Raw genomic sequence first — 22,194 nt, 5'->3', positions numbered from 1 at the left:
ATGGACCATCAGATAACTCAAGGAGTCCTGCTGTGCTTATTATTGAAACCCTGCCGCTGCTACGCCAGCACATCCGTCGCCTGCGTCAGGAAGGTAAGCGCGTTGCGCTGGTTCCCACGATGGGCAACCTGCACGACGGTCATATGACGCTGGTTGAAGAAGCCAAAACCCGTGCGGACGTGGTGGTGGTCAGTATCTTCGTCAACCCAATGCAGTTTGACCGTGTTGAAGACCTGGCACGCTATCCGCGCACCTTGCAGGAAGACTGCGAGAAGCTGAACAAACGTAAAGTCGATTTCGTCTTTGCGCCGTCGGAAGCAGAAATCTATCCGCAGGGTACCGAAAGCCAGACCTTTGTCGACGTTCCGGGCCTCTCCACCATGCTGGAAGGCGCAAGCCGTCCTGGCCACTTCCGCGGCGTATCGACCATCGTCAGCAAGCTGTTCAACCTGATCCAGCCGGATATCGCCTGCTTCGGTGAGAAAGACTTCCAGCAGTTGGCGCTGATCCGCAAGATGGTGGCCGACCTCGGCTACGATATTGAGATTGTCGGCGTGCCGATTATCCGCGCCAAAGACGGTCTGGCGCTCAGTTCGCGCAACGGATACCTCACCGCCGAGCAGCGTAAAATCGCGCCGGGTCTGTACAAGGTGATGACCCGCGTGGCGGAAAAACTGAAGGCCGGTGAGCGTGACCAGGGCGAGATGATTGCTATCGCCGAGCAGGAGCTGAATGAGAAAGGTTTCCGCGCCGATGATATCCAGATTCGCGATGCCGATACCCTGCTCGACCTGACCGACAACAGCAAACGTGCGGTGATCCTGATGGCGGCGTGGCTGGGCCAGGCGCGTCTGATTGATAACCAGAGCGTAGAGCTGTAATTTCCGAACCCGCCCCGGCGGCGCTGCGCTTGGCCAGGCTACAATCGGGTAGCCTGGACGAGGCGCTATTCTGCAAAAAGATTTCGTTTGCAGCAGGTTATGCGTGACCATACGCAATTAATCGTAAGCAAGGTTAATCGCATATGGACACCTGGTATAAATCGGGCAATACTGCCTGCGAAATTTCTCAAAGCAGTCACGAACTGCTTTGTTTCCGTTAAGAATTAAAGGTAGACGCTATGATTCGCACAATGCTGCAGGGCAAACTCCACCGCGTGAAAGTCACGCATGCCGACCTGCACTATGAAGGTTCCTGCGCGATTGACCAGGACTTCCTCGACGCCGCCGGTATTCTGGAAAACGAAGCCATTGATATCTGGAATGTGAACAACGGCAAGCGTTTCTCCACCTATGCCATCGCGGCTGAACGCGGTTCGAAAATCATCTCCGTCAACGGCGCGGCTGCGCATAACGCTGACGTAGGTGACATTGTGATTATCGCCAGCTTCGTAACCATGAGTGATGAAGAAGCGCGTACCTGGCGTCCAAACGTAGCTTATTTCGAAGGCGACAATGAAATGAAGCGCACCGCGAAAGCCATCCCGGTTCAGGTTGCGTAATGCCGAGCGCTCCGTCACGGCGGAGCGCTTGTTTACCCCTGCGGTTGGTTGCTGATTAACCGCGACATCGTCTCCAGCGAATCCGTCCGCAGAATATACAGACGCTTCAATAGCATCGGATTATCCCCCGGCTTCACCTTCCCTTTCACCGTCGTCACAGCTAAATGAAAACCGGCATCGCCCGCTGCCTTCACCGCCGTCGCGTTATAGCCACCAAACGGGTATGACAAATACAGCACGTGTGGGTTGAACTGCGCCAGCGCCCGTCGGGAATGCTCAAAATCAAACAAAATATTGTGATAGCTGCGGCTCAGCAGAATCGGTCGACGCGCAGCATCGACCCGATGCAGGAAGTGCGTATGCGACTGGAAATCAAAGACGTCTTTAATCTCTTCCAGCTCGGAAATACTCATAAACTGCAGCGACTTCGGCGCCCACTTCTGCGGATGGCGCTTAATGCGCGAGGTGATAATAAATGCCGTGGCTTTAAAGCCGTACTGCTTGAGGATCGGGTAGGCATAGCGGCTGACCGACTTTAGCCCATCGTCGAAGGTTATCACCACCGCACGTGCGGGAAGATTGGTACGGTTATGAACATAATCCTCAAGCTGATACATGGTCAACGTGGTATAGCCCATGTCTCGCAGCCAGGTCATCTGGTTGCTGAAGGCACGCACCGAAGTGGTGGTGGAGGTATGACGAAAACGGGTGTTCTCTTCATCGCGCAGGATGTGGTGGTAGGTAATGACCGGAATGCCGTTATCCGGCTGTGCGTCCAACGCGCTAATATAGGCCAAACGCTCACCGATGCGAATCTGATACCAGGTCTGATTGAGGCGGTCTTTCAGCTTGTTAATCACCGGATAACGCAGGTTCTCCGCCAGCGTACCAAACGGCGCACTGCCGACATCCGGCGCGTTGTAGACCGGGGTATCTTTCCAGGTGACCAGGTTCTGATTGCTCAGCGGCTTGTTTAAATCCCCCAGCCCATCCTCAACGCGCTGTTTCCCCTGTACCGGCTCAAGGTGGCCTTTATCAATAAAGCCTTTTCCGAAACCAAAGCTAAAGGTGTAGTAGTCTTCAACATCGGGCTCAATGGCAATGATTTGCCCTGCACGCAGGTTGCCAACGGTCATGGTTTTATTGCCGACGCGCGCCCAGATAGCGGCATCTTCCGTCGTCTGCATATAGCGTGTGGGCAACGCGGCGGCCACGCTGCCGGTGAGGAAAAGCAGGAAGAAAACAACCGTACGTATAGCCATGAGCAATAACCGAAGCGGGAAACGACTTCACCATTGTAACAAAAGCTACATCAATACCAATGTTTAAGGCTTATACAGATCATGCAACAGAACAAAGGGGGGATTTTTTTGCTGCTGGTGCCACAGGCTGGTTACGCCGGGGGAACCCAACGTCACAATATGTTCGCGAAAGGCGCTACTGGTGAGCGACTCCCGCAGAGGAATCATTTGCTCAACCAATGAATAATGGATACCGGCGATCACTTCACAGCCGCTGTGCTTATGGCTCATCAATGCCGCCACGCGATACGGCGCAGCGCCCGCATTGTCGGTCAAAAAGATCACCCCGTCACCGGAATCGGTCTGATGCAGCGCGTCGCACATCATACGACTGAGCATATTTGAGCTTTGGCCTCGCCAGTAATTGACGGCCCGACACTGCGGCAACGGTCCAAATTTTTTTTCCAGACGATCCAGCAATTCCTGTGCTTTGTCGTCGTGGCAGGAAATGACCCAACCTAACATAACTTGCCTCCTTAGCAGGCAAGCAGTTTAGCCGAGCAATCAATAAATAGGGGTGATGACTGTCAAAGAACGGTTCCCGGCAGATTTTATCTGCCGGGAAATGCAGCACCGTTAGCTGCGCAGGCCGCGACCGCGCTGGATGAGGTACCAGCACAACAGGTAAAACGCCGCGATGAACACCACTAGCACGCCAAACGTCGTCACCAGCGGCACATCGTTAATGCCGAGGAAACCGTAGCGGAAGCCGCTGATCATGTAGACTATCGGGTTCAGATGCGAAAGCCCCTGCCAGAACGGCGGCAGAAGCGTCAGCGAATAGAACACCCCGCCGAGGTAGGTTAGCGGCGTCAGCACGAAGGTCGGGATCAGACTGATGTCATCGAAGGTCTTGGCGAAAACCGCGTTAAGCAGGCCAGCCAGCGAGAACAGTACCGCGGTCAGTATCAGCGTCAGCGCCACAAACACCCACGAGTGAACCTGGAACGGCACGAAGAACAGCGAGATCGCAGTGACCAGAACCCCCACGCACAGGCCACGCGCCACGCCGCCGCCGACAAACCCAGCGATGATGACGTGCGTCGGCACCGGCGCCACCAGAAGTTCTTCAATGTTGCGCTGGAACTTGGCGCTGAAGAACGACGAGGCCACGTTGGCATAGGCGTTGGTAATCACCGCCATCATGATCAGGCCCGGTACGATAAACTGCATGTAGGTAAAACCGTGCATTTCACCAATGCGGGAACCGATCAGGTTACCGAAAATAATAAAGTACAGCGTCATGGTGATGACGGGCGGCACCAGCGTCTGGATCCAGATACGCATAAAGCGGTGGATCTCTTTCGCCCAGATGCTTTTCAGCGCAACCCAGTAAAGCTGCATCATGCGCGATCTCCTTGTTTTTCATGAACCAGTGACACAAACAGCTCTTCAAGGCGGTTCGCTTTGTTACGCATACTCAGTACCTGAATGCCCTGCGCGCTTAATTGCGCAAAGACGCTGTTAATCCCCTGCTCACGCAGCACTTCCACTTCCAGCGTCGAGGTATCCACCAGCGTGTGCTTGTAGCCTTCGAGCTTCGGCAGCGGGCTTTTCGGCGCCAGGTCGAGAATAAAGGTTTCTGACTTCAGCTTGGAGAGCAGCGCTTTCATCGAGGTGTTCTCTACCAGTTCACCGCGCTGGATGATGCCGATATTGCGGCACAGCATTTCTGCCTCTTCCAGATAGTGGGTGGTCAGAATGATGGTGGTGCCTTTGTCGTTGAGATCCTTAAGGAATCCCCACATGGAACGACGAAGTTCAATATCCACGCCTGCAGTCGGTTCGTCGAGAATCAACAGCTTTGGTTCATGCATCAGCGCACGGGCAATCATCAGGCGACGCTTCATCCCACCGGAGAGCATCCGCGCACGTTCGTTGCGTTTTTCCCACAGATCGAGCTGTTTAAGATATTTTTCACTGCGGATGACCGCTTCTTTATGCTCAACACCGTAGTAGCCCGCCTGGTTCACCACGATTTGCTGCACGGTTTCAAACGGGTTGAAGTTGAACTCCTGCGGTACCAGCCCAAGCTGACGTTTGGCGTTGACCACATCTTTTTGCAGGTCATAACCGAATACGCTCACGCGTCCGGAGGTTTTGTTCACCAGCGAACTGATAATCCCGATGGTCGTCGATTTACCCGCCCCGTTCGGCCCCAGAAGCGCGTAGAAATCACCGGCTTCGACTTTCAGATCGATCCCACGCAGCGCCTGTACGCCGCCAGGATAGGTCTTTGTCAGTTGCTCTAATTCCAGTGCAATGGTCATAGATTTTCGCTTACCTTACATTCTGATACTTGATATTTAGTTTTAATAAATCAGGAGTTGCCCTATATTAGCCCAACGCACTTCACTTGGTTACAAGCCTCCATGAAAGACATTGATACACTCATCAGCAATAACGCACTATGGTCAAAAATGCTGAGAGAAGAGGATCCCGGCTTTTTTGCGACACTGTCGCAAGCGCAAAAACCCCGTTTTTTATGGATTGGTTGTTCTGACAGCCGTGTCCCCGCCGAACGCCTGACCGGGCTTGAGCCTGGCGAACTGTTCGTCCACCGTAACGTCGCAAACCTGGTTATCCACACCGATCTCAACTGCCTTTCCGTGGTGCAGTATGCCGTTGATGTGCTGGAAGTTGAACACATTATTATCTGCGGCCACTACGGCTGCGGTGGCGTACAGGCGGCGGTGGAAAACCCGGAACTGGGGTTAATCGACAACTGGCTACTGCACATTCGCGATATCTGGTTCAAACATAGTTCATTGCTGGGGGAGATGCCGCCGGAACGCCGCATGGATACGCTATGCGAGCTGAACGTCATGGAGCAGGTGTATAACCTGGGCCATTCGACGATTATGCAATCAGCATGGAAACGTGGGCAGAAGGTGGTGATTCACGGTTGGGCGTACGGTATTCATGACGGCCTGCTGCGCGACCTTGATGTGACCGCCACCAGCCGTGAAACCCTTGAGCAGCGTTACCGCCACGGGATTTCAAACCTCAAGTTAAAGCATATCAACCATAAATAGCGCAGAAATTGCCGGGTGGCGGCTAACGCCTTACCCGGCCTACAAACCTGCGCCGTAGGCCTGATAAGCGAAGCGCCATCAGGCACCCACGCATTACTCGTCTAACAGCACCACTTTGCCAACATATGGCAGATGGCGATAACGCTGAGCGTAATCAATACCGTAACCCACCACGAATTCGTCCGGGATGGAGAAGCCGACAAACTCAACCGGCACTTCAACTTCGCGGCGGGTTGGTTTATCCAGCAGCGTACAAATCGCCAGCGACTTCGGCTCACGCAGGCTCAGAATCTCACGTACTTTCGACAGGGTATTCCCGGAGTCGATAATGTCTTCGACGATCAGCACGTCTTTACCGCGAATATCTTCGTCGAGATCTTTGAGGATTTTCACGTCGCGGGTGGTGGACATACCGCTGCCATAGCTGGATGCCGTCATAAAATCGACTTCGTGCGGAACCTGTACTTCACGGCACAGGTCAGCCATGAACATGAACGAACCGCGCAGCAGACCGACTAACACCATTTCGCTGCCGCTGTCCTTATAACGCTCGTTAATCAGACCACCCAGTTCAGCGATACGCGCCTTGATCTCCGCTTCCGGGATCATCACTTCAACAGTATGTTTCATTTAACTAACCACATGATTTTAAATGTAAATCACTCAACCCGTTAACCCAGAGCCGCGAGGTTGATCAGCAAGCGAGAAAGTATACCAGCAAAACGATTGGCGCGGCTAATTCGATAATAAAGCTCAATTTGTGATTTCGATCACACTTGTTAAATCCTATAATGAAATGAAAGCAATAATTAACAAACAAATGGACACTCTTCTATGGCTGAAACAAATCATCAACGTCCAGGGCTGCTTGGAAGGCTAACCGCCCTCTTCGCGGCGTTCTGCGGCTTGTATCTTCTGATTGGCGGCATATGGCTGGTCGCGATTGGGGGTTCCTGGTATTACCCTATCGCTGGCCTGGTGATGCTGGGCATTACGGCACAGCTCTGGCGTGCTAAGCGTTCAGCGTTGTGGCTTTACGCCGTACTGCTGCTGGCAACCATGGTGTGGGGCGTGTGGGAAGTCGGCTTTGACTTCTGGGCGCTGACGCCGCGTAGCGACGTACTGGTTATCTTCGGCGTCTGGCTGATTTTGCCATTCGTCTGGCGCCGTCTGGTGGTACCATCGAGCGGAGCCGTCGCGGCGCTGGTCGTCGCGCTGGTTATCAGCGCCGGTATCCTGACCTGGGCCGGTTTCCATGATCCGCAGGAAGTGAACGGCACGCTGAGCGCAGATGCGACACCAGCACAGCCAATCTCTCAGGTTGCCGATCAAGACTGGCCAGCCTATGGCCGTAACCAGGAAGGTCAGCGCTTCTCGCCGCTGAAGCAGATTAACGCCGACAACGTGCATAATCTGAAAGAAGCTTGGGTATTCCGTACCGGCGACCTCAAGCAGCCAAACGATCCGGGTGAAATCACCAACGAAGTCACCCCTATCAAGATTGGCGATATGCTCTACCTCTGTACTGCTCACCAGCGCGTGTTTGCTCTGGACGCAGCGACCGGTAAAGAGAAATGGCACTTTGACCCACAGCTCGGCACCGACCCAAGCTTCCAGCACGTGACCTGCCGTGGCGTGTCTTACCATGAAGCCACCGCCGAGAACGCGTCTCCTGACGTGGTTGCCGACTGTCCGCGCCGCATTATCCTGCCGGTGAACGATGGCCGTATCTTTGCCCTCAACGCCGACACCGGTAAGATGTGCGAGAGCTTTGCTAACAAAGGCATTCTCAACCTGCAAACCGATATGCCGGTCACCACGCCGGGCATGTACGAGCCCACTTCACCGCCGATTATCACCGATAAAGTTATCGTGATTGCCGGTGCGGTCACCGATAACTTCTCTACCCGTGAGCCATCCGGCGTTATCCGCGGCTTTGACGTTAACAGCGGTAAACTGCTGTGGGCCTTTGACCCGGGCGCGAAAGATCCGAATGCACTTCTAGGCGAAGGCCAGCACTACACCTTTAACTCGCCGAACTCTTGGGCTCCAGCGGCCTATGATGCGAAGCTGGATCTGGTGTATCTGCCAATGGGCGTCACCACGCCGGATATCTGGGGCGGTAACCGTACGCCAGAGCAGGAACGCTACGCGAGCTCAATTGTGGCGCTGAATGCGACCACCGGTAAGCTTGCCTGGAGCTACCAGACCGTTCACCACGATCTGTGGGATATGGATATGCCGTCCCAGCCGACGCTGGCGGACATCACCGTTAACGGTAAGACAGTGCCGGTCATCTACGCACCAGCGAAAACCGGTAACATCTTCGTGCTCGACCGTCGTAACGGCGAGCTGGTTGTGCCGGCACCGGAAAAACCGGTTCCACAAGGTGCAGCCAAAGGCGACTACGTCACCAAAACCCAGCCGTTCTCCGATCTGAGCTTCCGTCCGAAGAAAGATCTGACCGGTGCGGACATGTGGGGCGCCACCATGTTCGACCAACTGGTGTGCCGCGTGATGTTCCACAAACTGCGCTATGAAGGCATCTTCACCCCGCCGTCCGAGCAGGGCACGCTGGTGTTCCCGGGTAACCTCGGGATGTTCGAATGGGGCGGTATCTCCGTCGACCCTAATCGTCAGGTAGCCATCGCCAACCCAATGGCGCTGCCGTTCGTGTCGAAGCTGATTCCGCGCGGTCCAGGCAACCCGATGGAGCCGCCGAAAGACGCTAAGTCTAGCGGTACCGAGTCCGGTATTCAGCCACAGTATGGCGTGCCGTTTGGCGTGACGCTGAACGCGTTCCTGTCACCGTTTGGTCTGCCATGCAAGCAGCCAGCCTGGGGTTATATCTCTGCGCTGGATCTGAAAACCAACGAAGTGGTGTGGAAAAAACGTCTGGGTACGCCGCAGGATAGCCTGCCGTTCCCACTGCCGGTTCCGCTGCCGTTCAATATGGGTATGCCGATGCTGGGTGGCCCAATTTCAACGGCAGGTAACGTGCTGTTTATCGCGGCAACCGCCGATAACTACCTGCGCGCCTACAACATGAGCAACGGTGAAAAACTGTGGCAGGGTCGTCTGCCAGCAGGCGGTCAGGCAACGCCGATGACCTATGAGGTGAATGGCAAGCAGTACGTGGTCATTTCCGCAGGCGGTCACGGATCGTTTGGCACGAAGATGGGTGATTATATCGTCGCCTATGCGTTACCAGACGACGCGAAGTAAACGTTAGCGCCGACCCCGGGGTCGGCGCTAACGCCTCGCCCGGGCTACGAATGTTGTGGCCCGGCTGATTTACTTATCAAACTTAATCGACAGCAGCGAAGCCCTGGCCACATCCTTATACTGCCCTTCCAAATCTTTGGTCATATTAAACGCGGCCTGCACGGCCTTATCGTTTTCCGACGTCACCAGCAGCATATTCAGAATTTCAGTATCCGGCGCCTGAGAGCGGAAGGTAATCAACCACGCTTTATGCCCGTCTACCGTCACGGCTTCCGCCTTCGGCTTGAAGTTTTTCAGCATGTTCAGCGTCGCATCCTTTGCCACGTCGAGCTTGCCTGCGGGCAGCGCATGGCGACCGTTACTGAGGCCTAAGGACGCTTTACCGCGCTCGTCGCCATAAATGACCTGCGGGCGATTTTCAGAAGGGTATTTAATTTTCGCCATGTCGTCGGACATTGGCGTGAGCGTCTGCGGGATCTCAATGCTCAGCTTTAACTCAGGAATATCTTTCCGTTCCATCTTCATGTCAGCGTGCGCCGATGCCGCCACCAGCATGACAAAAGAGGCTGCCAGGACCTTACCAAAGATAGCCATTCTTACCTCGTGATTAATGGTTAACCACAGGAGTATAGCCATAACATTCGCTGAATGTTATGGCAGAAATCTGTTTCTATCCCAAAGAGTTACCGGATAGCGGGGCCGCTATCCGGTGGCAGGTTAAACGGTAAAGCCGAGCATCATGCCGGTATCTTCATGCTCCAGCAGATGGCAGTGCGCCATATAGGCCTGCTCTTTCGGCGCGCTATGGTCAAACTTCACCAGCACCTCGCTGACGCCGCCTTCAACGCGCACCGTGTCCTTCCAACCTGCGCGATGCGCCGCCGGTGACTGACCGTTCTCACGCAGTATGCGGAACTGAGTACCGTGGATGTGGAACGGGTGCAGCATCATGTCGCCCTCACCCGAAATCACCCAGCGCTCATACTGCCCTTTGGCGGCAGCGAACATCGGCACGTTCATATCGAACGCTTTGCCGTTGATACGGTTCGCGTTATGGAAATCGAACCCACCGTCGCCGTGGTGCATATTGCCCATCCCGCCGTGGTCCATTTTCATTCCACCGTGGCCCATCATGCTGCCGTGATCCATGCCGCCCATCGCCTGATTGCCATACTTCTGCATCAACGCCTGCATGCCCATCATATCGAGCATCGGGTCCATTGAGAGCTGGAGCTTGCGCTCGGTCAACCCATCCAGCGACGGCAGCGCAGGCATTGCTACGAGTGTATCCGGCAGCGTTGCTGACCCCGGGATGCCGATAGGCTGAACATGCAGTACTGGCACCGCGTTATCGAACGGCGCGACGGCCATACCCATCTGCGTCACCGGGAGGGTCAGGAGATCGAACGGTTTGCCGTCGCGGGCATCCACCAGCACTTCAAAACGTTCGCCCATCAGCATCGGCAGTTCACTGACTTTCACCGGCTCGGCCAGCAGTCCGCCGTCGCTGGCGACGACATACATTGGACGCTTATCGCTAGTCGCGATATTCAGAGAACGCGCGTTACAGCCGTTCAACAGACGCAGGCGCAGCCAGCCTCTTGGTGGCGTATGCTGCGGGTAGGTCACGCCGTTGGTCAGCAGCGTATCGCCAAACCAGCCCACCGCCGCGCTCATGACGTCCAGCTGATAGTCAATCTCCCCGGCGGCGGTAAATTTCTTGTCCTGCATGATCACCGGCACATCGTCGATGCCCCACTGTTTAGGCAACATCAGCTTCTGGCTATCCTCATCTTCGATAAGTACCAGACCCGCGAGCCCCATCGCCACCTGATACCCGGTTTTACCGTGTTGATGTGGATGGAACCAGCAGGTTGCCGCGCGCTGAGTTGGTGTAAACGTGACGGTTCGGCTGCCGCCCGGTTGGATAACCCCCTGAGGACCACCGTCAACGTCACCCGGCACTTCCAGACCGTGCCAGTGCACGGTGGTCGCCTCCGGCAGGGTGTTGTTAATTTTTACCGTAATGGGTTTGCCCTGTTGCAGCTGGATAGCCGGCCCTAACAGGCTGCCGTTGTAGCCCCAGGTGGTCGCCGTTTTTCCAGCGAATTGCGTCTTTCCGGCCTGAACCGTCAGCAAGATCTGATTATTCGCGTCGGCGGCGAGTAAAGGAGGAATGGGAAGCATGGTGCGCTCGGCGGCGAATACCGCACGGCTCCATAGAGGCAAGGCGCTGGCAACGCCGATAGCGGCGCTGAGTTTGATAAAATCACGACGATGCATCGTTACATCCTTTTCGGCTTCTGGTGATTAATTGAGCTTAAACCCTACCCCTGCGGGAAGGTCAAGCAGAAAGCTTTAAGAAAGCCTCCCGCCGCTTCTGGAAGTATGTTAACGTTGAATATCGACGATGTAAGGTAGAAGAAATGAAGACGTTTTTCCGAACGGTACTGCTTGGATCGCTGCTGGCGATGTCCAGTTCCAGTTATGCTTTAAGCGAGTCTGAAGCAGAAGATATGGCCGATCTCACGGCGGTATTTGTCTTCCTGAAAAACGACTGTGGTTACCAGAATCTACCGAACACGCAAATTCGTCGCGCATTGGTCTTTTTTGCCCAGCAAAACCAGTGGGATCTCAGCAACTACGATACCTTTAACATGAAGGCGCTGGGTGAAGACAGCTACCGCGATCTCAGCGGCATCGGTATTCCTACCTCGAAGAAGTGTAAAGCGCTGGCTCGCGACTCGTTGAGCCTGCTGGCCTACGTGAAGTAATGCACGTCGCGGAGCCCACAGGCTCCGCATCCGTTAGCGCTGCTTTAAAAACTCGCGATAGGCGGTAACGACCTGCAAAAAGTCCTCAACGCCGCACAGCGACAAGCTCTCTTCATCGTAGTAGCTCATCCCCTCTTCCATCTCATCGCCGGAAATCTCCAGCTGATTGGCGCGAATCATCACTTCTTCGCCGTCCAGCCACAGGGTGTATTCATGCCCGGCGCGCTGCCATGAGCGTTCGCTGCCTTTGACGGTACGTGCAGCCTGTTCGACTTCGTCCAGGAGTGAGAGGTTGTCTTTGACCTCTTCATTAAACCAGTGACCGACCACTTCGTGGCCCATCGACATACGTACTTTTACCCCTCCGGTAACGTCACGCAGAAATTCATAATCCATAATCTGTTCCTCTACAAAGGCAATGCGTCACCGCTGCATTGTACCTATAGGTAATTATCGCAGTCCCAAGGAATAAAAAAAGCGTAGCGGCGGGAGGAATGGAAAATAAAAAAGGCGAGAGTTCAAACTCTCGCCTTTATTAGTAGCCCGCCCAAGCGCAGCTCCCGGAGTCGGCGCTAACGCACCTCGTCCGGGCTACATTCTTATACTGCGGTCTGGAAGATGACGCCGTCCGCTTTCTCGGTGTACTGAGAGAGCTGGTCGAAGTTCAGGTAACGGTAGGTATCCACCGCCGTCTTATCTACCTGAGCCACGAAGGTCTGATACTCTTCCGGAGTTGGCAGCTTACCGATCAGCGCCGAAACCGCCGCCAGCTCTGCGGAAGCCAGGAAGACGTTCGCGCCGGTACCTAAACGGTTCGGGAAGTTACGGGTTGAGGTCGAAACGACCGTCGCACCGTCCGCTACGCGCGCCTGGTTACCCATGCACAGGGAACAGCCAGGGATCTCGATACGCGCACCGCTCTTACCGAACACGCTGTAGTAACCTTCTTCGGTCAACTGAGCGGCGTCCATACGGGTTGGCGGAGCCACCCACAGGCGGGTCGGCAGTTGGCCTTTGTGGTTGTCCAGCAGCTTACCGGCAGCACGGAAGTGGCCGATGTTGGTCATGCAGGAACCGATGAACACTTCGTCGATCTTCTCACCCTGCACGTCAGACAGCAGACGCGCATCGTCCGGATCGTTTGGCGCACAAAGGATTGGCTCTTTAATGTCAGCCAGATCGATGTCGATCACCGCCGCGTATTCTGCGTCAGCATCCGCTTCCAGCAGCTGCGGATCCGCCAGCCATTTTTCCATGCCCTGTACACGACGTTCCAGCGTACGACGGTCGCCGTAGCCTTCCGCGATCATCCACTTCAGCAGAACGATGTTAGAGGTCAGGTACTCAACGATTGGCTCTTTGTTCAGCTTGATGGTACAGCCCGCAGCGGAACGCTCTGCGGAGGCATCTGTCAGCTCGAACGCCTGCTCAACTTTGAGATCCGGCAGACCTTCGATTTCCAGGATGCGACCAGAGAAGATGTTTTTCTTACCTTTCTTCTCAACGGTCAGCAGACCCTGGCGAATCGCATACAGCGGGATCGCATGAACCAGGTCACGCAGAGTGATACCCGGCTGCATTTTGCCTTTGAAGCGCACCAGTACGGATTCTGGCATATCCAGCGGCATCACACCGGTCGCAGCAGCAAACGCCACCAGACCAGAACCTGCCGGGAAGGAGATACCGATTGGGAAACGGGTATGGGAGTCACCGCCGGTACCCACGGTATCTGGCAACAGCATACGGTTCAGCCAGGAGTGGATAACGCCGTCGCCCGGACGCAGGGAGACGCCGCCACGGTTCATAATGAAGTCTGGCAGCGTGTGGTGCGTGGTCACGTCAACCGGCTTCGGATACGCGGCCGTGTGACAGAAGGACTGCATCACCAGGTCAGAAGAGAAGCCCAGGCACGCCAGGTCTTTCAGTTCGTCACGGGTCATTGGGCCGGTGGTATCCTGAGAACCTACGGAGGTCATCTTCGGTTCGCAGTACGCGCCCGGACGGATACCTTTCACACCACAGGCGCGGCCAACCATTTTCTGTGCCAGAGAGAAACCGCGGCTGCTTTCCGCCACGTCTTTCGCCTGACGGAATACATCGCTATGCGGCAGACCCAGCGCTTCACGCGCTTTGGTAGTCAGGCCACGGCCGATAATCAGCGGGATACGGCCACCGGCACGCACTTCGTCGATCAGCACGTCGGTCTTCAGCTCGAAGGTCGCCAGCAGTTCGCCGGTTTCGTGGTTACGCACTTCACCTTTGAACGGGTAAACGTCAATCACGTCGCCCATATTCAGGTTAGAAACATCAACTTCAATTGGCAGTGCGCCTGCATCTTCCATGGTGTTGAAGAAGATAGGGGCAATTTTGCCGCCGAGGCACAGGCCGCCGCCGCGTTTGTTCGGTACATGAGGGATATCGTCACCCATGAACCACAGTACGGAGTTGGTTGCGGATTTACGGGAAGAACCGGTACCCACAACGTCGCCGACGTAGGCCAGCGGGAAACCTTTCTGCTGCAGGGCTTCGATCTGTTTGATCGGGCCAACGGCACCCGGCTGATCCGGGTCAATGCCTTCACGGGCGTTTTTCAGCATCGCCAGCGCGTGCAGAGGGATATCCGGGCGAGACCAGGCATCCGGCGCCGGAGACAGGTCATCAGTGTTGGTTTCACCGGTTACTTTGAACACGGTAACGGTGATTTTATCTGCCAACGCAGGGCGGTTCAGGAACCATTCGGCATCGGCCCAGGACTGAACAACCTGCTTAGCATAAGCATTGCCCGCTTTGGCTTTCTCTTCTACGTCATAGAAGTTATCGAACATCAGCAGGGTGTGGGACAGCGCTTTGGCAGCAATCGGTGCCAGTTTCGCATCGTCCAGCGCATCGATCAGCGGATGGATGTTGTAACCACCCTGCATGGTGCCTAACAGTTCGATGGCTTTTTCTGGGGTAACCAGTGGGGAAGTGGCTTCGCCTTTCGCGACAGCGGCGAGGAAACCCGCTTTGACGTAGGCGGCTTCATCAACGCCCGGCGGTACACGGTTGGTTAACAGGTCTAACAGGAATTCTTCTTCGCCAGCAGGCGGATTCTTCAGCAGCTCAACCAGCGCGGCCATTTGGGTAGCATCTAAGGGTTTAGCAACAATCCCTTCGGCGGCACGCTCAGCTACGTGCTCACGGTATTCTTTTAGCACGACGGTATCTCCTCGCTCTCATTGTCATATGCGGTCGGCGATCTCTTCACGCTCCTGTGAGACAGCAGTTTGTAGGGTAAAAGCCCGGTACCGCGAGGCCAGCATAGCAGGATTTCAGAAGGGTGTTAATCTGTTTACAAAAAAGCAACATTAAATATTTGCTGAATCGTTAATGTTGATATAACAGATTAAAAAAAGCCGTTTTACGATGAAAAAAAACCATCGAATGGGCGGGGTATTAAACATTTTGTTATGAAAGTATGACAACTAAGAGGATGAAAAACGGGCGATACTGACGCCGAGGCTCGATTATTTTGTCCTCTTTCTGGCAGTGTAAACTCTTGTCAGATTTCCCTCCCCACCGCAAAAATCCCTGCTTTAATCAAAAAATAAACAATAGCCTCATTATACTCGCGGCATATCCGACCCTCTGTTACGGACTGTGTAGTTCCCTGGAGAACCACCATGACTTTGCCCTTTAAGCCTCACTATATTGCGCTTATCTGCAGCGCCGGGCTGCTCGCAGCCGCCGGTACGCTGTACGTCAAAAGCCGGGAGCCCGTCACGCCTGACGCGCCGCCTGCGGTTGCGGTAACGGCACCTGAAGCTGCCCCTGCCCCGGTCACCTACACCACCGCCCAAATTACGCAGTGGGTAGCCCCTATCGCACTGTACCCGGACCCGCTGCTGTCGCAGGTGCTGATGGCTTCAACCTATCCGGATAGCGTGACGCAGGCAGTACAGTGGTCGAAAGACCATCCCGGCCAGCAGGGCGATGCGGCGGTAAAAGCCGTGGCGAATCAACCGTGGGATGCCAGCGTGAAATCGCTGGTCGCCTTCCCGCAGTTGACAGGCATGATGGGTGAAGATCCGCAGTGGGTGACCAACCTCGGTAACGCATTTCTGGCGCAACCGCAGGACGTGATGGATGCGGTGCAGAAACTGCGCCAGCTCGCCCAGCAGACCGGCTCGCTGAAATCGACGCCGCAGCAGACGGTCACCACGACTAAACGCGCGGCCTCACCGACCTCTACCCATGCCACCAACAGCGCGCCGACGGTTATCAAGATTGAGCCGAGCAACCCGCAGGTGGTCTACGTGCCGAACTACAACCCGACGGTGGTTTACGGCAGCAGCTGGCCATACACCTCCGCGCCGCCGGTCTATCTGCCGCCGCCTCCGGGGGAGCAGTTTGCCGACAGCTTTGTGCGCGGCTTCGGCTATAGCCTTGGTGTAGCAACCACCTATGCGATTTTCAGTAATATCGATTGGGATGATGACGACCATCATCATCACGACGATGATCATCATGACGATCATTATGACGATCACGGCGGCCATCCACCGGGCTATCAGCATAATGGCGATAACATCAACATTAACGTGAACAACTTCAACAAGATAAGCGGGCAAAATATCAGCGGGCAGACGATGGGCTGGCAGCACAACCCGGCGTATCGCGGCAACACGCCGTACCCGAATAACAGCGTGGCGCAACGGTTCCATCAGACCAACGTCGCGGGTGGACTGAGCGCCACCCATCAGACGCCAGCGTTGGTTGCCCCCCATCAAACGGAGGCCGTTGGCGGGCTAAGCGCCACTCAGCATGCACAGCCTAACCGCGACAGCCAGCGCCAGGCGGCGATGTCGCAACTGCAGCAGCGTACGCATACCGGTGGAACCAGCGCCAGTCCCGTATGGCAAGGTTCACGTGATGCTCAGCGCCGCGCGGCCAAGCAGCAGTGGAATCAATCCGCGCAGCGCAATAACTTCCGCGGCTACGACGCCCCAACCAGCCGAACGCCGAGCCACTCGGTTTCGCAGCGCGCCGCTGCACAGCAGCGTATTCAACAGTCGCATCCGCAGTTGAATACGACCCAGCACCAGAATCTGCAAACGCATGAGCGACTCAACGGCCAGAAGCCACACCTCAATGCCGGAATGATGGGCCAGAACAGCGCGCTGCGCGCCAACGGCGGCAGTCTGCATAACACGGCGCTCAGCGGCAATGAAAGCCGCGCACCGTCATGGCAAGCGCAGCAGTCTCGCGGGTTACAGAGCCGCCATGCTTCCGGCCTTGGCGCTGAGCAGCATAATGGCGGTATTGCCGCCGGGCACCATGAGTTCCGTCGGCGCTAAAGGAGAATGTGATGAAAAAGCAGATACAGATAGCGCTGCTGGCGCTGGCGATGTCACCACTGATGGCGCTGGCGCAGCAGACCTTCGCCACCCCGGACCAGGCCGCTAGCGCGCTGGTCAACGCGGTCACGCAGAAAAACGATGCTGAGCTGGATAAGCTACTCGGCGATAACTGGCAGCAGTTCTTACCCCCCGATGGTGTTGATCAGGATGCCGTCGATCGTTTCCTGCGCGATTGGCAGATGAGTCACCGGATCGTCAATCAAGGTAATACCGCCTGGCTGGACGTCGGCAATGACGGTTGGCGATTGCCTATTCCCATGGAAAAAAATGCCGATGGATGGGAGTTCAACATGGCCGCGGGGAAAGAGGAGATTCTGACTCGTGCCATCGGGCGTAACGAACTGTCAGCCATTGAGGCGATGCACGCCTACGTGGATGCCCAGCAGGACTACTACCAGTTGAACCACGCCTGGGCGCAGAAAATTATCAGTAGCGAAGGAAAAAAAGATGGCCTCTACTGGCCTATCGCGCCGGGAGAAACGCCAAGCCCCTTAGGGCCAAACTTTAGCCCAGCGGTGCCTGGGGAAGGCTATCATGGCTACCATTTCCGCATTCTGCCTGAGGGCGACAAAGGCGACGTTGCCTTACTCGCCTGGCCCGTTGAGTGGGGACAAACCGGCGTGATGAGCTTTATGGTGGATCAAAACGATCGCGTTTATGAAGCCAACCTCGGCGCTGAGTCTGAACAGAAAGCGCAGGCGATTAGCCACTTTGACCCCGATGCCAGCGCGGGCTGGCAGGCGGTTGCGGAGTAAAAAAATGCCCGACGGCGTCTGCACGCTGCCGGGCACTTTTCACACATCGATACCGTGAACTTAGCCCTGGTGCGGCATCAGTTCAGGGTGACCTTGTACCGCTGGCTTGCTGCTGGTCAGCGCGGCTTCATCGGCGCTGATGCTGCCGGAGTTATCAGCCCACACCCCTTCCTGCGTTTTTGTTACCTGCTGATGCTCAGCGTTCAGGTTCTGACCCATCGCGGCAATGTGCGTACTTTCTGTACCACCGCTGTTATCAGCCCACGGGATCGTCGCATCGCTCGCAAAAGCCATACCTGAAACCAGCGTTGCAGCTAAGGCTGCTGTCGTCAGAAACATTTTCATCGTCTTAAACCTTAATTTATTAGCCTGCTATCAGTTTACACCGTGATTATTATTCAAATTGCGGCAAGCTATAACAGAACATTTCCGGATAATTGGGGAATGAGAGAATGAAGGTGCCGAAAACAGAGCAATAGCGTCGGAAAACGGTAACCCGCTTCGCAAACTTTGCTACGGTTTGACATAATTCGTTGACAGAAAGCATAAAAAAAAGCGGCCGTTAAGCCGCTTTTTTCTAGGGTAGCCCGGACGAGGCGTTAGCCGACTCCGGGAAGACCGTGCGTGCCCCGGCGTCGCTATGCTCGCCGGACTACGGGTCAGAAGATTACTTCTTCTTCGCTTTCGCGTTTGGCAGGTCGGTAATGCTACCTTCAAAGATTTCTGCTGCCAGGCCAACAGACTCGTGCAGAGTCGGGTGAGCGTGGATGGTCAGCGCGATATCTTCAGCATCACAACCCATTTCGATAGCCAGACCGATTTCACCCAGCAGCTCGCCGCCGTTGGTACCGACAATCGCACCACCGATAACACGGTGAGATTCTTTGTCGAAGATCAGTTTGGTCATACCGTCTGCGCAGTCGGAAGCGATAGCACGGCCAGAAGCTGCCCACGGGAAGGTGGCGGTTTCATAGCTGATGCCTTTCTCTTTCGCTTCTTTCTCAGTCAGACCAACCCAGGCAACTTCCGGATCGGTATACGCAATGGATGGAATCACTTTCGGATCGAAGTAGTGTTTCTGACCTGCGATAACTTCAGCAGCAACGTGGCCTTCGTGAACACCTTTGTGCGCCAGCATAGGCTGACCGACGATATCGCCGATAGCAAAGATGTGCGGTACGTTGGTACGCAGCTGTTTGTCGACATGGATGAAGCCACGGTCGTCAACTTCTACGCCAGCTTTGCCCGCGTCGAGGTTTTTACCGTTCGGTACACGACCGATAGCCACCAGCACGGCGTCATAACGCTGTGCTTCTGCAGGGGCTTTTTTGCCTTCCATGGAAACATAGATACCGTCTTCTTTTGCTTCAACGGCGGTCACTTTGGTTTCCAGCATCAGGTTGAATTTCTTGCTGATGCGTTTGGTGAAGACTTTAACGATGTCTTTGTCTGCAGCCGGGATAACCTGGTCGAACATTTCAACCACGTCAATCTCTGAACCCAGCGCATGGTACACGGTACCCATTTCCAGACCGATGATACCACCGCCCATGACCAGCAGGCGTTTTGGCACTTCTTTCAGTTCCAGGGCGTCTGTGGAGTCCCAAACGCGTGGATCTTCATGTGGAATGAATGGCAGTTCAATCGGACGGGAACCCGCCGCGATGATAGCGTTGTCGAAGTTGATCACGGTTTTGCCGTTCTCGCCTTCCACTTCCAGGGTGTTTGCCCCGGTGAATTTACCCAGACCGTTTACCACTTTCACTTTACGGCCTTTCGCCATACCAGCCAGACCGCCGGTCAGTTGAGTGATAACTTTCTCTTTCCAGGTACGAATTTTGTCGATATCGGTTTTCGGCTCGCCGAAGACGATACCGTGTTCAGCCAGCGATTTGGCTTCTTCGATAACTTTTGCAACGTGCAGCAGTGCTTTAGAAGGGATACAGCCAACGTTCAGACAAACACCACCGAGGGTGCTGTAACGTTCTACGATTACGGTTTCCAGACCTAAATCAGCGCAACGGAATGCAGCAGAGTAGCCCGCAGGACCTGCCCCAAGTACCACGACCTGAGTTTTAATTTCAGTACTCATCATGACCTCTATCATTTGTATCCGGCGGTCTGACGTTATAGTTATTACGCCCATCATCCACCGGGACGTTCTATCCGCGTGTATTTTACAAAATTGTTAACAATTTTTAAACAACAAACGGCAAACGATTTTGTCCTTTGTTGCTGATAACCCCAAATCATCCTGAGGTTATCAGAAAAAAGCCGGCCGTCAGGCCGGCTTTTTATTACATCACCAGGCGGCGAATGTCGGACAGCATGTTGTTGATGATGGTGATAAAGCGCGCACCATCAGCACCATCGATCACGCGGTGGTCGAAGGAAAGAGAAATTGGCATCATCAGACGCGGCATAAACTCTTTACCGTTCCACACTGGCTCCATAGAGGACTTGGAGACACCGAGGATCGCCACTTCCGGCGCGTTAACAATCGGCGCGAAGTGGGTAGTACCCAGGCCGCCGATGCTGGAGATGGTGAAGCAACCGCCCTGCATTTCGCCAGCAGTCAGCTTACCGTCACGCGCTTTCTTAGAGATCACAGTCAGTTCACGGGACAGCTCGGTAATGCTCTTCTTGTTCACGTCTTTGAAGACTGGAACAACCAGACCATTTGGCGTATCAACCGCAACACCGATGTTGATGTATTTCTTCAGGGTCAGGCGCTGACCATCTTCAGACAGAGAGCTGTTGAAGCGCGGCATCTGTTCCAGAGCGGCAGCAACGGCTTTCATGATGAAGACCACTGGGGTGAATTTCACGTCCAGTTTACGTTTTTCAGCTTCGGCGTTCTGCTGTTTACGGAACGCTTCCAGATCGGTGATATCGGTCTTATCGAAGTGAGTAACGTGCGGGATCATCACCCAGTTACGGCTCAGGTTAGCACCAGAGATTTTCTGGATACGGCCCAGTTCCACTTCTTCGATTTCACCAAACTTGCTGAAGTCGACTTTCGGCCAAGGCAGCATGCCCGGGATACCGCCGCCAGCGGCAGCCGCTGGTGCAGCTTCAGCGCGTTTAACGGCTTCTTTCACGTAAGCCTGAACGTCTTCGCGCAGGATACGGCCTTTACGACCCGTGCCCTTCACTTTCGCCAGGTTAACGCCGAACTCGCGCGCCAGGCGACGAATCAGCGGAGTCGCGTGAACGTAAGCGTCGTTCTCAGCGAATTCAGTTTTACCTTCAGCCTTCGCAGCCGGTGCTGCAGCTGGTTTAGCAGCCTGAGCCGGTGCAGCAGCAGGGGCTGGAGCCGCAGCTGCTGGAGCGGCAGCTGGTGCTGCGCCTTCCACTTCGAAGACCATAATCAGGGAGCCGGTAGACACTTTGTCGCCGGTGCTGATTTTGATTTCTTTCACGGTACCCGCGAACGGAGCCGGAACTTCCATAGAGGCTTTGTCGCCTTCTACGGTGATCAGTGACTGCTCAGCGGCAACTTTGTCGCCCACTTTCACCATCACTTCGGTCACTTCAACTTCGTCACCGCCGATATCCGGAACGTGAACGTCTTTCGCGCCCGCTGCTGCTGCCGGAGCCGCTGCAGCTGGAGCTGCTGCCTGCGCCGGAGCGGCCGCTGGGGCTGCGCCCGCCACTTCGAATACCATGATCAGGGAACCGGTAGACACTTTGTCGCCAGTGTTCACTTTGATCTCTTTCACGGTACCGGCGAACGGTGCCGGAACTTCCATAGAGGCTTTGTCGCCTTCTACGGTGATCAGAGACTGCTCAGCGGTCACGGTGTCGCCCACTTTAACCAGAATCTCAGTGACTTCTACTTCGTCACCGCCGATGTCTGGAACGTGTACGTCTTTTGCCGCCGCCGCAGCAGGTGCTGCCGCTGGAGCTGCTTCTTTCTTCTCTTCTGCCTTAGCAGGTGCAGCTGCTGCTGCACCGTCGGCGGAATCGAAAATCATGATCAGTTTACCGGTCTCAGTTTTGTCGCCAACAGAGACTTTAATCTCTTTAACGATACCAGCCTGAGGAGACGGAACTTCCATAGAGGCTTTGTCGCCTTCTACGGTGATCAGCGACTGTTCAACGTCAACTTTGTCGCCTACTTTGACCAGGATCTCGGTGATTTCAACTTCATCAGCCCCGATGTCCGGTACATTGATTTCGATAGCCATTATTCTTTTACCTC

The 22,194-nt window shown here is 55.1% G+C and carries 19 protein-coding genes; 7 read left to right on the top strand and 12 right to left on the bottom strand.

Annotated elements, in window-relative coordinates; translation table 11 throughout:
- Nucleotides 1–32: 32 nt before the first annotated feature.
- Nucleotides 33–881, top strand: a complete 849-nt coding sequence (panC, locus tag ACH1XZ_RS16705; RefSeq protein WP_395596462.1) for a pantoate--beta-alanine ligase — start codon at nt 33–35, stop codon at nt 879–881.
- A 239-nt stretch (nt 882–1,120) separates the two neighbouring features.
- A complete protein-coding gene (panD, locus tag ACH1XZ_RS16700; protein WP_035891933.1) occupies nt 1,121–1,501 on the top strand; it encodes an aspartate 1-decarboxylase in 381 nt (126 codons plus the stop codon).
- Between the two features lie 32 nt (nt 1,502–1,533).
- Here the strand turns inward: panD and ACH1XZ_RS16695 are convergent, their stop codons facing one another.
- The 4 genes from ACH1XZ_RS16695 to ACH1XZ_RS16680 form a co-directional block, all read right to left on the bottom strand.
- On the bottom strand, nt 1,534–2,763 hold the full coding sequence (locus ACH1XZ_RS16695; protein WP_395596461.1) for a polysaccharide deacetylase family protein: 1,230 nt from the start codon (nt 2,761–2,763) through the stop codon (nt 1,534–1,536).
- A 63-nt stretch (nt 2,764–2,826) separates the two neighbouring features.
- On the bottom strand, nt 2,827–3,267 hold the full coding sequence (locus ACH1XZ_RS16690; protein WP_395596460.1) for a PTS sugar transporter subunit IIA: 441 nt from the start codon (nt 3,265–3,267) through the stop codon (nt 2,827–2,829).
- Between the two features lie 111 nt (nt 3,268–3,378).
- On the bottom strand, nt 3,379–4,149 hold the full coding sequence (locus tag ACH1XZ_RS16685; protein ID WP_333495954.1) for an ABC transporter permease: 771 nt from the start codon (nt 4,147–4,149) through the stop codon (nt 3,379–3,381).
- On the bottom strand, nt 4,146–5,072 hold the full coding sequence (locus tag ACH1XZ_RS16680) for an ABC transporter ATP-binding protein (protein ID WP_395596459.1): 927 nt from the start codon (nt 5,070–5,072) through the stop codon (nt 4,146–4,148). The genes ACH1XZ_RS16685 and ACH1XZ_RS16680 overlap by 4 nt, the downstream gene beginning before the upstream one ends.
- Nucleotides 5,073–5,174: 102 nt before the next feature.
- Here ACH1XZ_RS16680 and can point away from each other — a divergent pair, with 102 nt between their 5' ends.
- The gene (gene can / locus ACH1XZ_RS16675; RefSeq protein WP_395596458.1) at nt 5,175–5,837 is read left to right on the top strand and encodes a carbonate dehydratase; all 663 of its coding nucleotides are present in this window, start codon (nt 5,175–5,177) and stop codon (nt 5,835–5,837) included.
- 93 nt (nt 5,838–5,930) lie between these two features.
- On the opposite strand, the gene hpt is transcribed toward can, so the two are convergent.
- Nucleotides 5,931–6,467 (bottom strand): hypoxanthine phosphoribosyltransferase, encoded by a 537-nt coding sequence (gene hpt / locus ACH1XZ_RS16670; RefSeq protein WP_395596457.1) that lies wholly within the window; start codon nt 6,465–6,467, stop codon nt 5,931–5,933.
- A gap of 204 nt (nt 6,468–6,671) precedes the next feature.
- Between hpt and ACH1XZ_RS16665 the strand changes: the two genes are divergently transcribed.
- Nucleotides 6,672–9,062 (top strand): glucose/quinate/shikimate family membrane-bound PQQ-dependent dehydrogenase, encoded by a 2,391-nt coding sequence (locus tag ACH1XZ_RS16665; protein WP_395596456.1) that lies wholly within the window; start codon nt 6,672–6,674, stop codon nt 9,060–9,062.
- 69 nt (nt 9,063–9,131) lie between these two features.
- On the opposite strand, the gene ACH1XZ_RS16660 is transcribed toward ACH1XZ_RS16665, so the two are convergent.
- Nucleotides 9,132–9,656 carry a hypothetical protein gene (locus tag ACH1XZ_RS16660; protein ID WP_395596455.1) on the bottom strand — a complete coding sequence of 175 codons (525 nt, stop codon included), beginning with the start codon at nt 9,654–9,656 and terminating at the stop codon, nt 9,132–9,134.
- A 123-nt stretch (nt 9,657–9,779) separates the two neighbouring features.
- On the bottom strand, nt 9,780–11,345 hold the full coding sequence (gene cueO, locus ACH1XZ_RS16655; RefSeq protein ID WP_395596454.1) for a multicopper oxidase CueO: 1,566 nt from the start codon (nt 11,343–11,345) through the stop codon (nt 9,780–9,782).
- Nucleotides 11,346–11,488: 143 nt separating this feature from the next.
- Between cueO and ACH1XZ_RS16650 the strand changes: the two genes are divergently transcribed.
- Complete coding sequence (locus ACH1XZ_RS16650; RefSeq protein ID WP_035891920.1) at nt 11,489–11,836, top strand: YacC family pilotin-like protein; 348 nt, start codon at nt 11,489–11,491, stop codon at nt 11,834–11,836.
- Between the two features lie 33 nt (nt 11,837–11,869).
- Here the strand turns inward: ACH1XZ_RS16650 and yacL are convergent, their stop codons facing one another.
- Both yacL and acnB read right to left on the bottom strand, forming a co-directional pair.
- A complete protein-coding gene (gene yacL, locus ACH1XZ_RS16645) occupies nt 11,870–12,232 on the bottom strand; it encodes a protein YacL (RefSeq protein WP_395596453.1) in 363 nt (120 codons plus the stop codon).
- 203 nt (nt 12,233–12,435) lie between these two features.
- Nucleotides 12,436–15,033 carry a bifunctional aconitate hydratase 2/2-methylisocitrate dehydratase gene (gene acnB, locus ACH1XZ_RS16640; RefSeq protein ID WP_395596452.1) on the bottom strand — a complete coding sequence of 866 codons (2,598 nt, stop codon included), beginning with the start codon at nt 15,031–15,033 and terminating at the stop codon, nt 12,436–12,438.
- A gap of 465 nt (nt 15,034–15,498) precedes the next feature.
- Here acnB and ACH1XZ_RS16635 point away from each other — a divergent pair, with 465 nt between their 5' ends.
- Complete coding sequence (locus ACH1XZ_RS16635; protein WP_395596451.1) at nt 15,499–17,172, top strand: DUF3300 domain-containing protein; 1,674 nt, start codon at nt 15,499–15,501, stop codon at nt 17,170–17,172.
- Between the two features lie 11 nt (nt 17,173–17,183).
- Nucleotides 17,184–17,990: a DUF2950 family protein gene (locus ACH1XZ_RS16630; protein WP_395596450.1), complete on the top strand. Its 807-nt coding sequence runs from the start codon at nt 17,184–17,186 to the stop codon at nt 17,988–17,990.
- A 60-nt stretch (nt 17,991–18,050) separates the two neighbouring features.
- On the opposite strand, the gene ACH1XZ_RS16625 is transcribed toward ACH1XZ_RS16630, so the two are convergent.
- From ACH1XZ_RS16625 to aceF, 3 genes are all read right to left on the bottom strand, one after another.
- A complete protein-coding gene (locus ACH1XZ_RS16625; RefSeq protein ID WP_035897480.1) occupies nt 18,051–18,335 on the bottom strand; it encodes a hypothetical protein in 285 nt (94 codons plus the stop codon).
- 322 nt (nt 18,336–18,657) lie between these two features.
- On the bottom strand, nt 18,658–20,082 hold the full coding sequence (lpdA, locus tag ACH1XZ_RS16620; protein ID WP_395596472.1) for a dihydrolipoyl dehydrogenase: 1,425 nt from the start codon (nt 20,080–20,082) through the stop codon (nt 18,658–18,660).
- A gap of 205 nt (nt 20,083–20,287) precedes the next feature.
- Nucleotides 20,288–22,180 carry a pyruvate dehydrogenase complex dihydrolipoyllysine-residue acetyltransferase gene (gene aceF / locus ACH1XZ_RS16615; protein WP_395596449.1) on the bottom strand — a complete coding sequence of 631 codons (1,893 nt, stop codon included), beginning with the start codon at nt 22,178–22,180 and terminating at the stop codon, nt 20,288–20,290.
- Nucleotides 22,181–22,194 lie beyond the last annotated feature (14 nt).

It is taken from the genome of Kluyvera chengduensis, from assembly GCF_044197065.1.
In the GTDB taxonomy this organism is placed as follows: domain Bacteria; phylum Pseudomonadota; class Gammaproteobacteria; order Enterobacterales; family Enterobacteriaceae; genus Kluyvera; species Kluyvera ascorbata_C.
The sequence above is the reverse complement of the archived record's forward strand: the minus strand, read 5'-3'. Positions and strand labels throughout refer to the sequence as shown.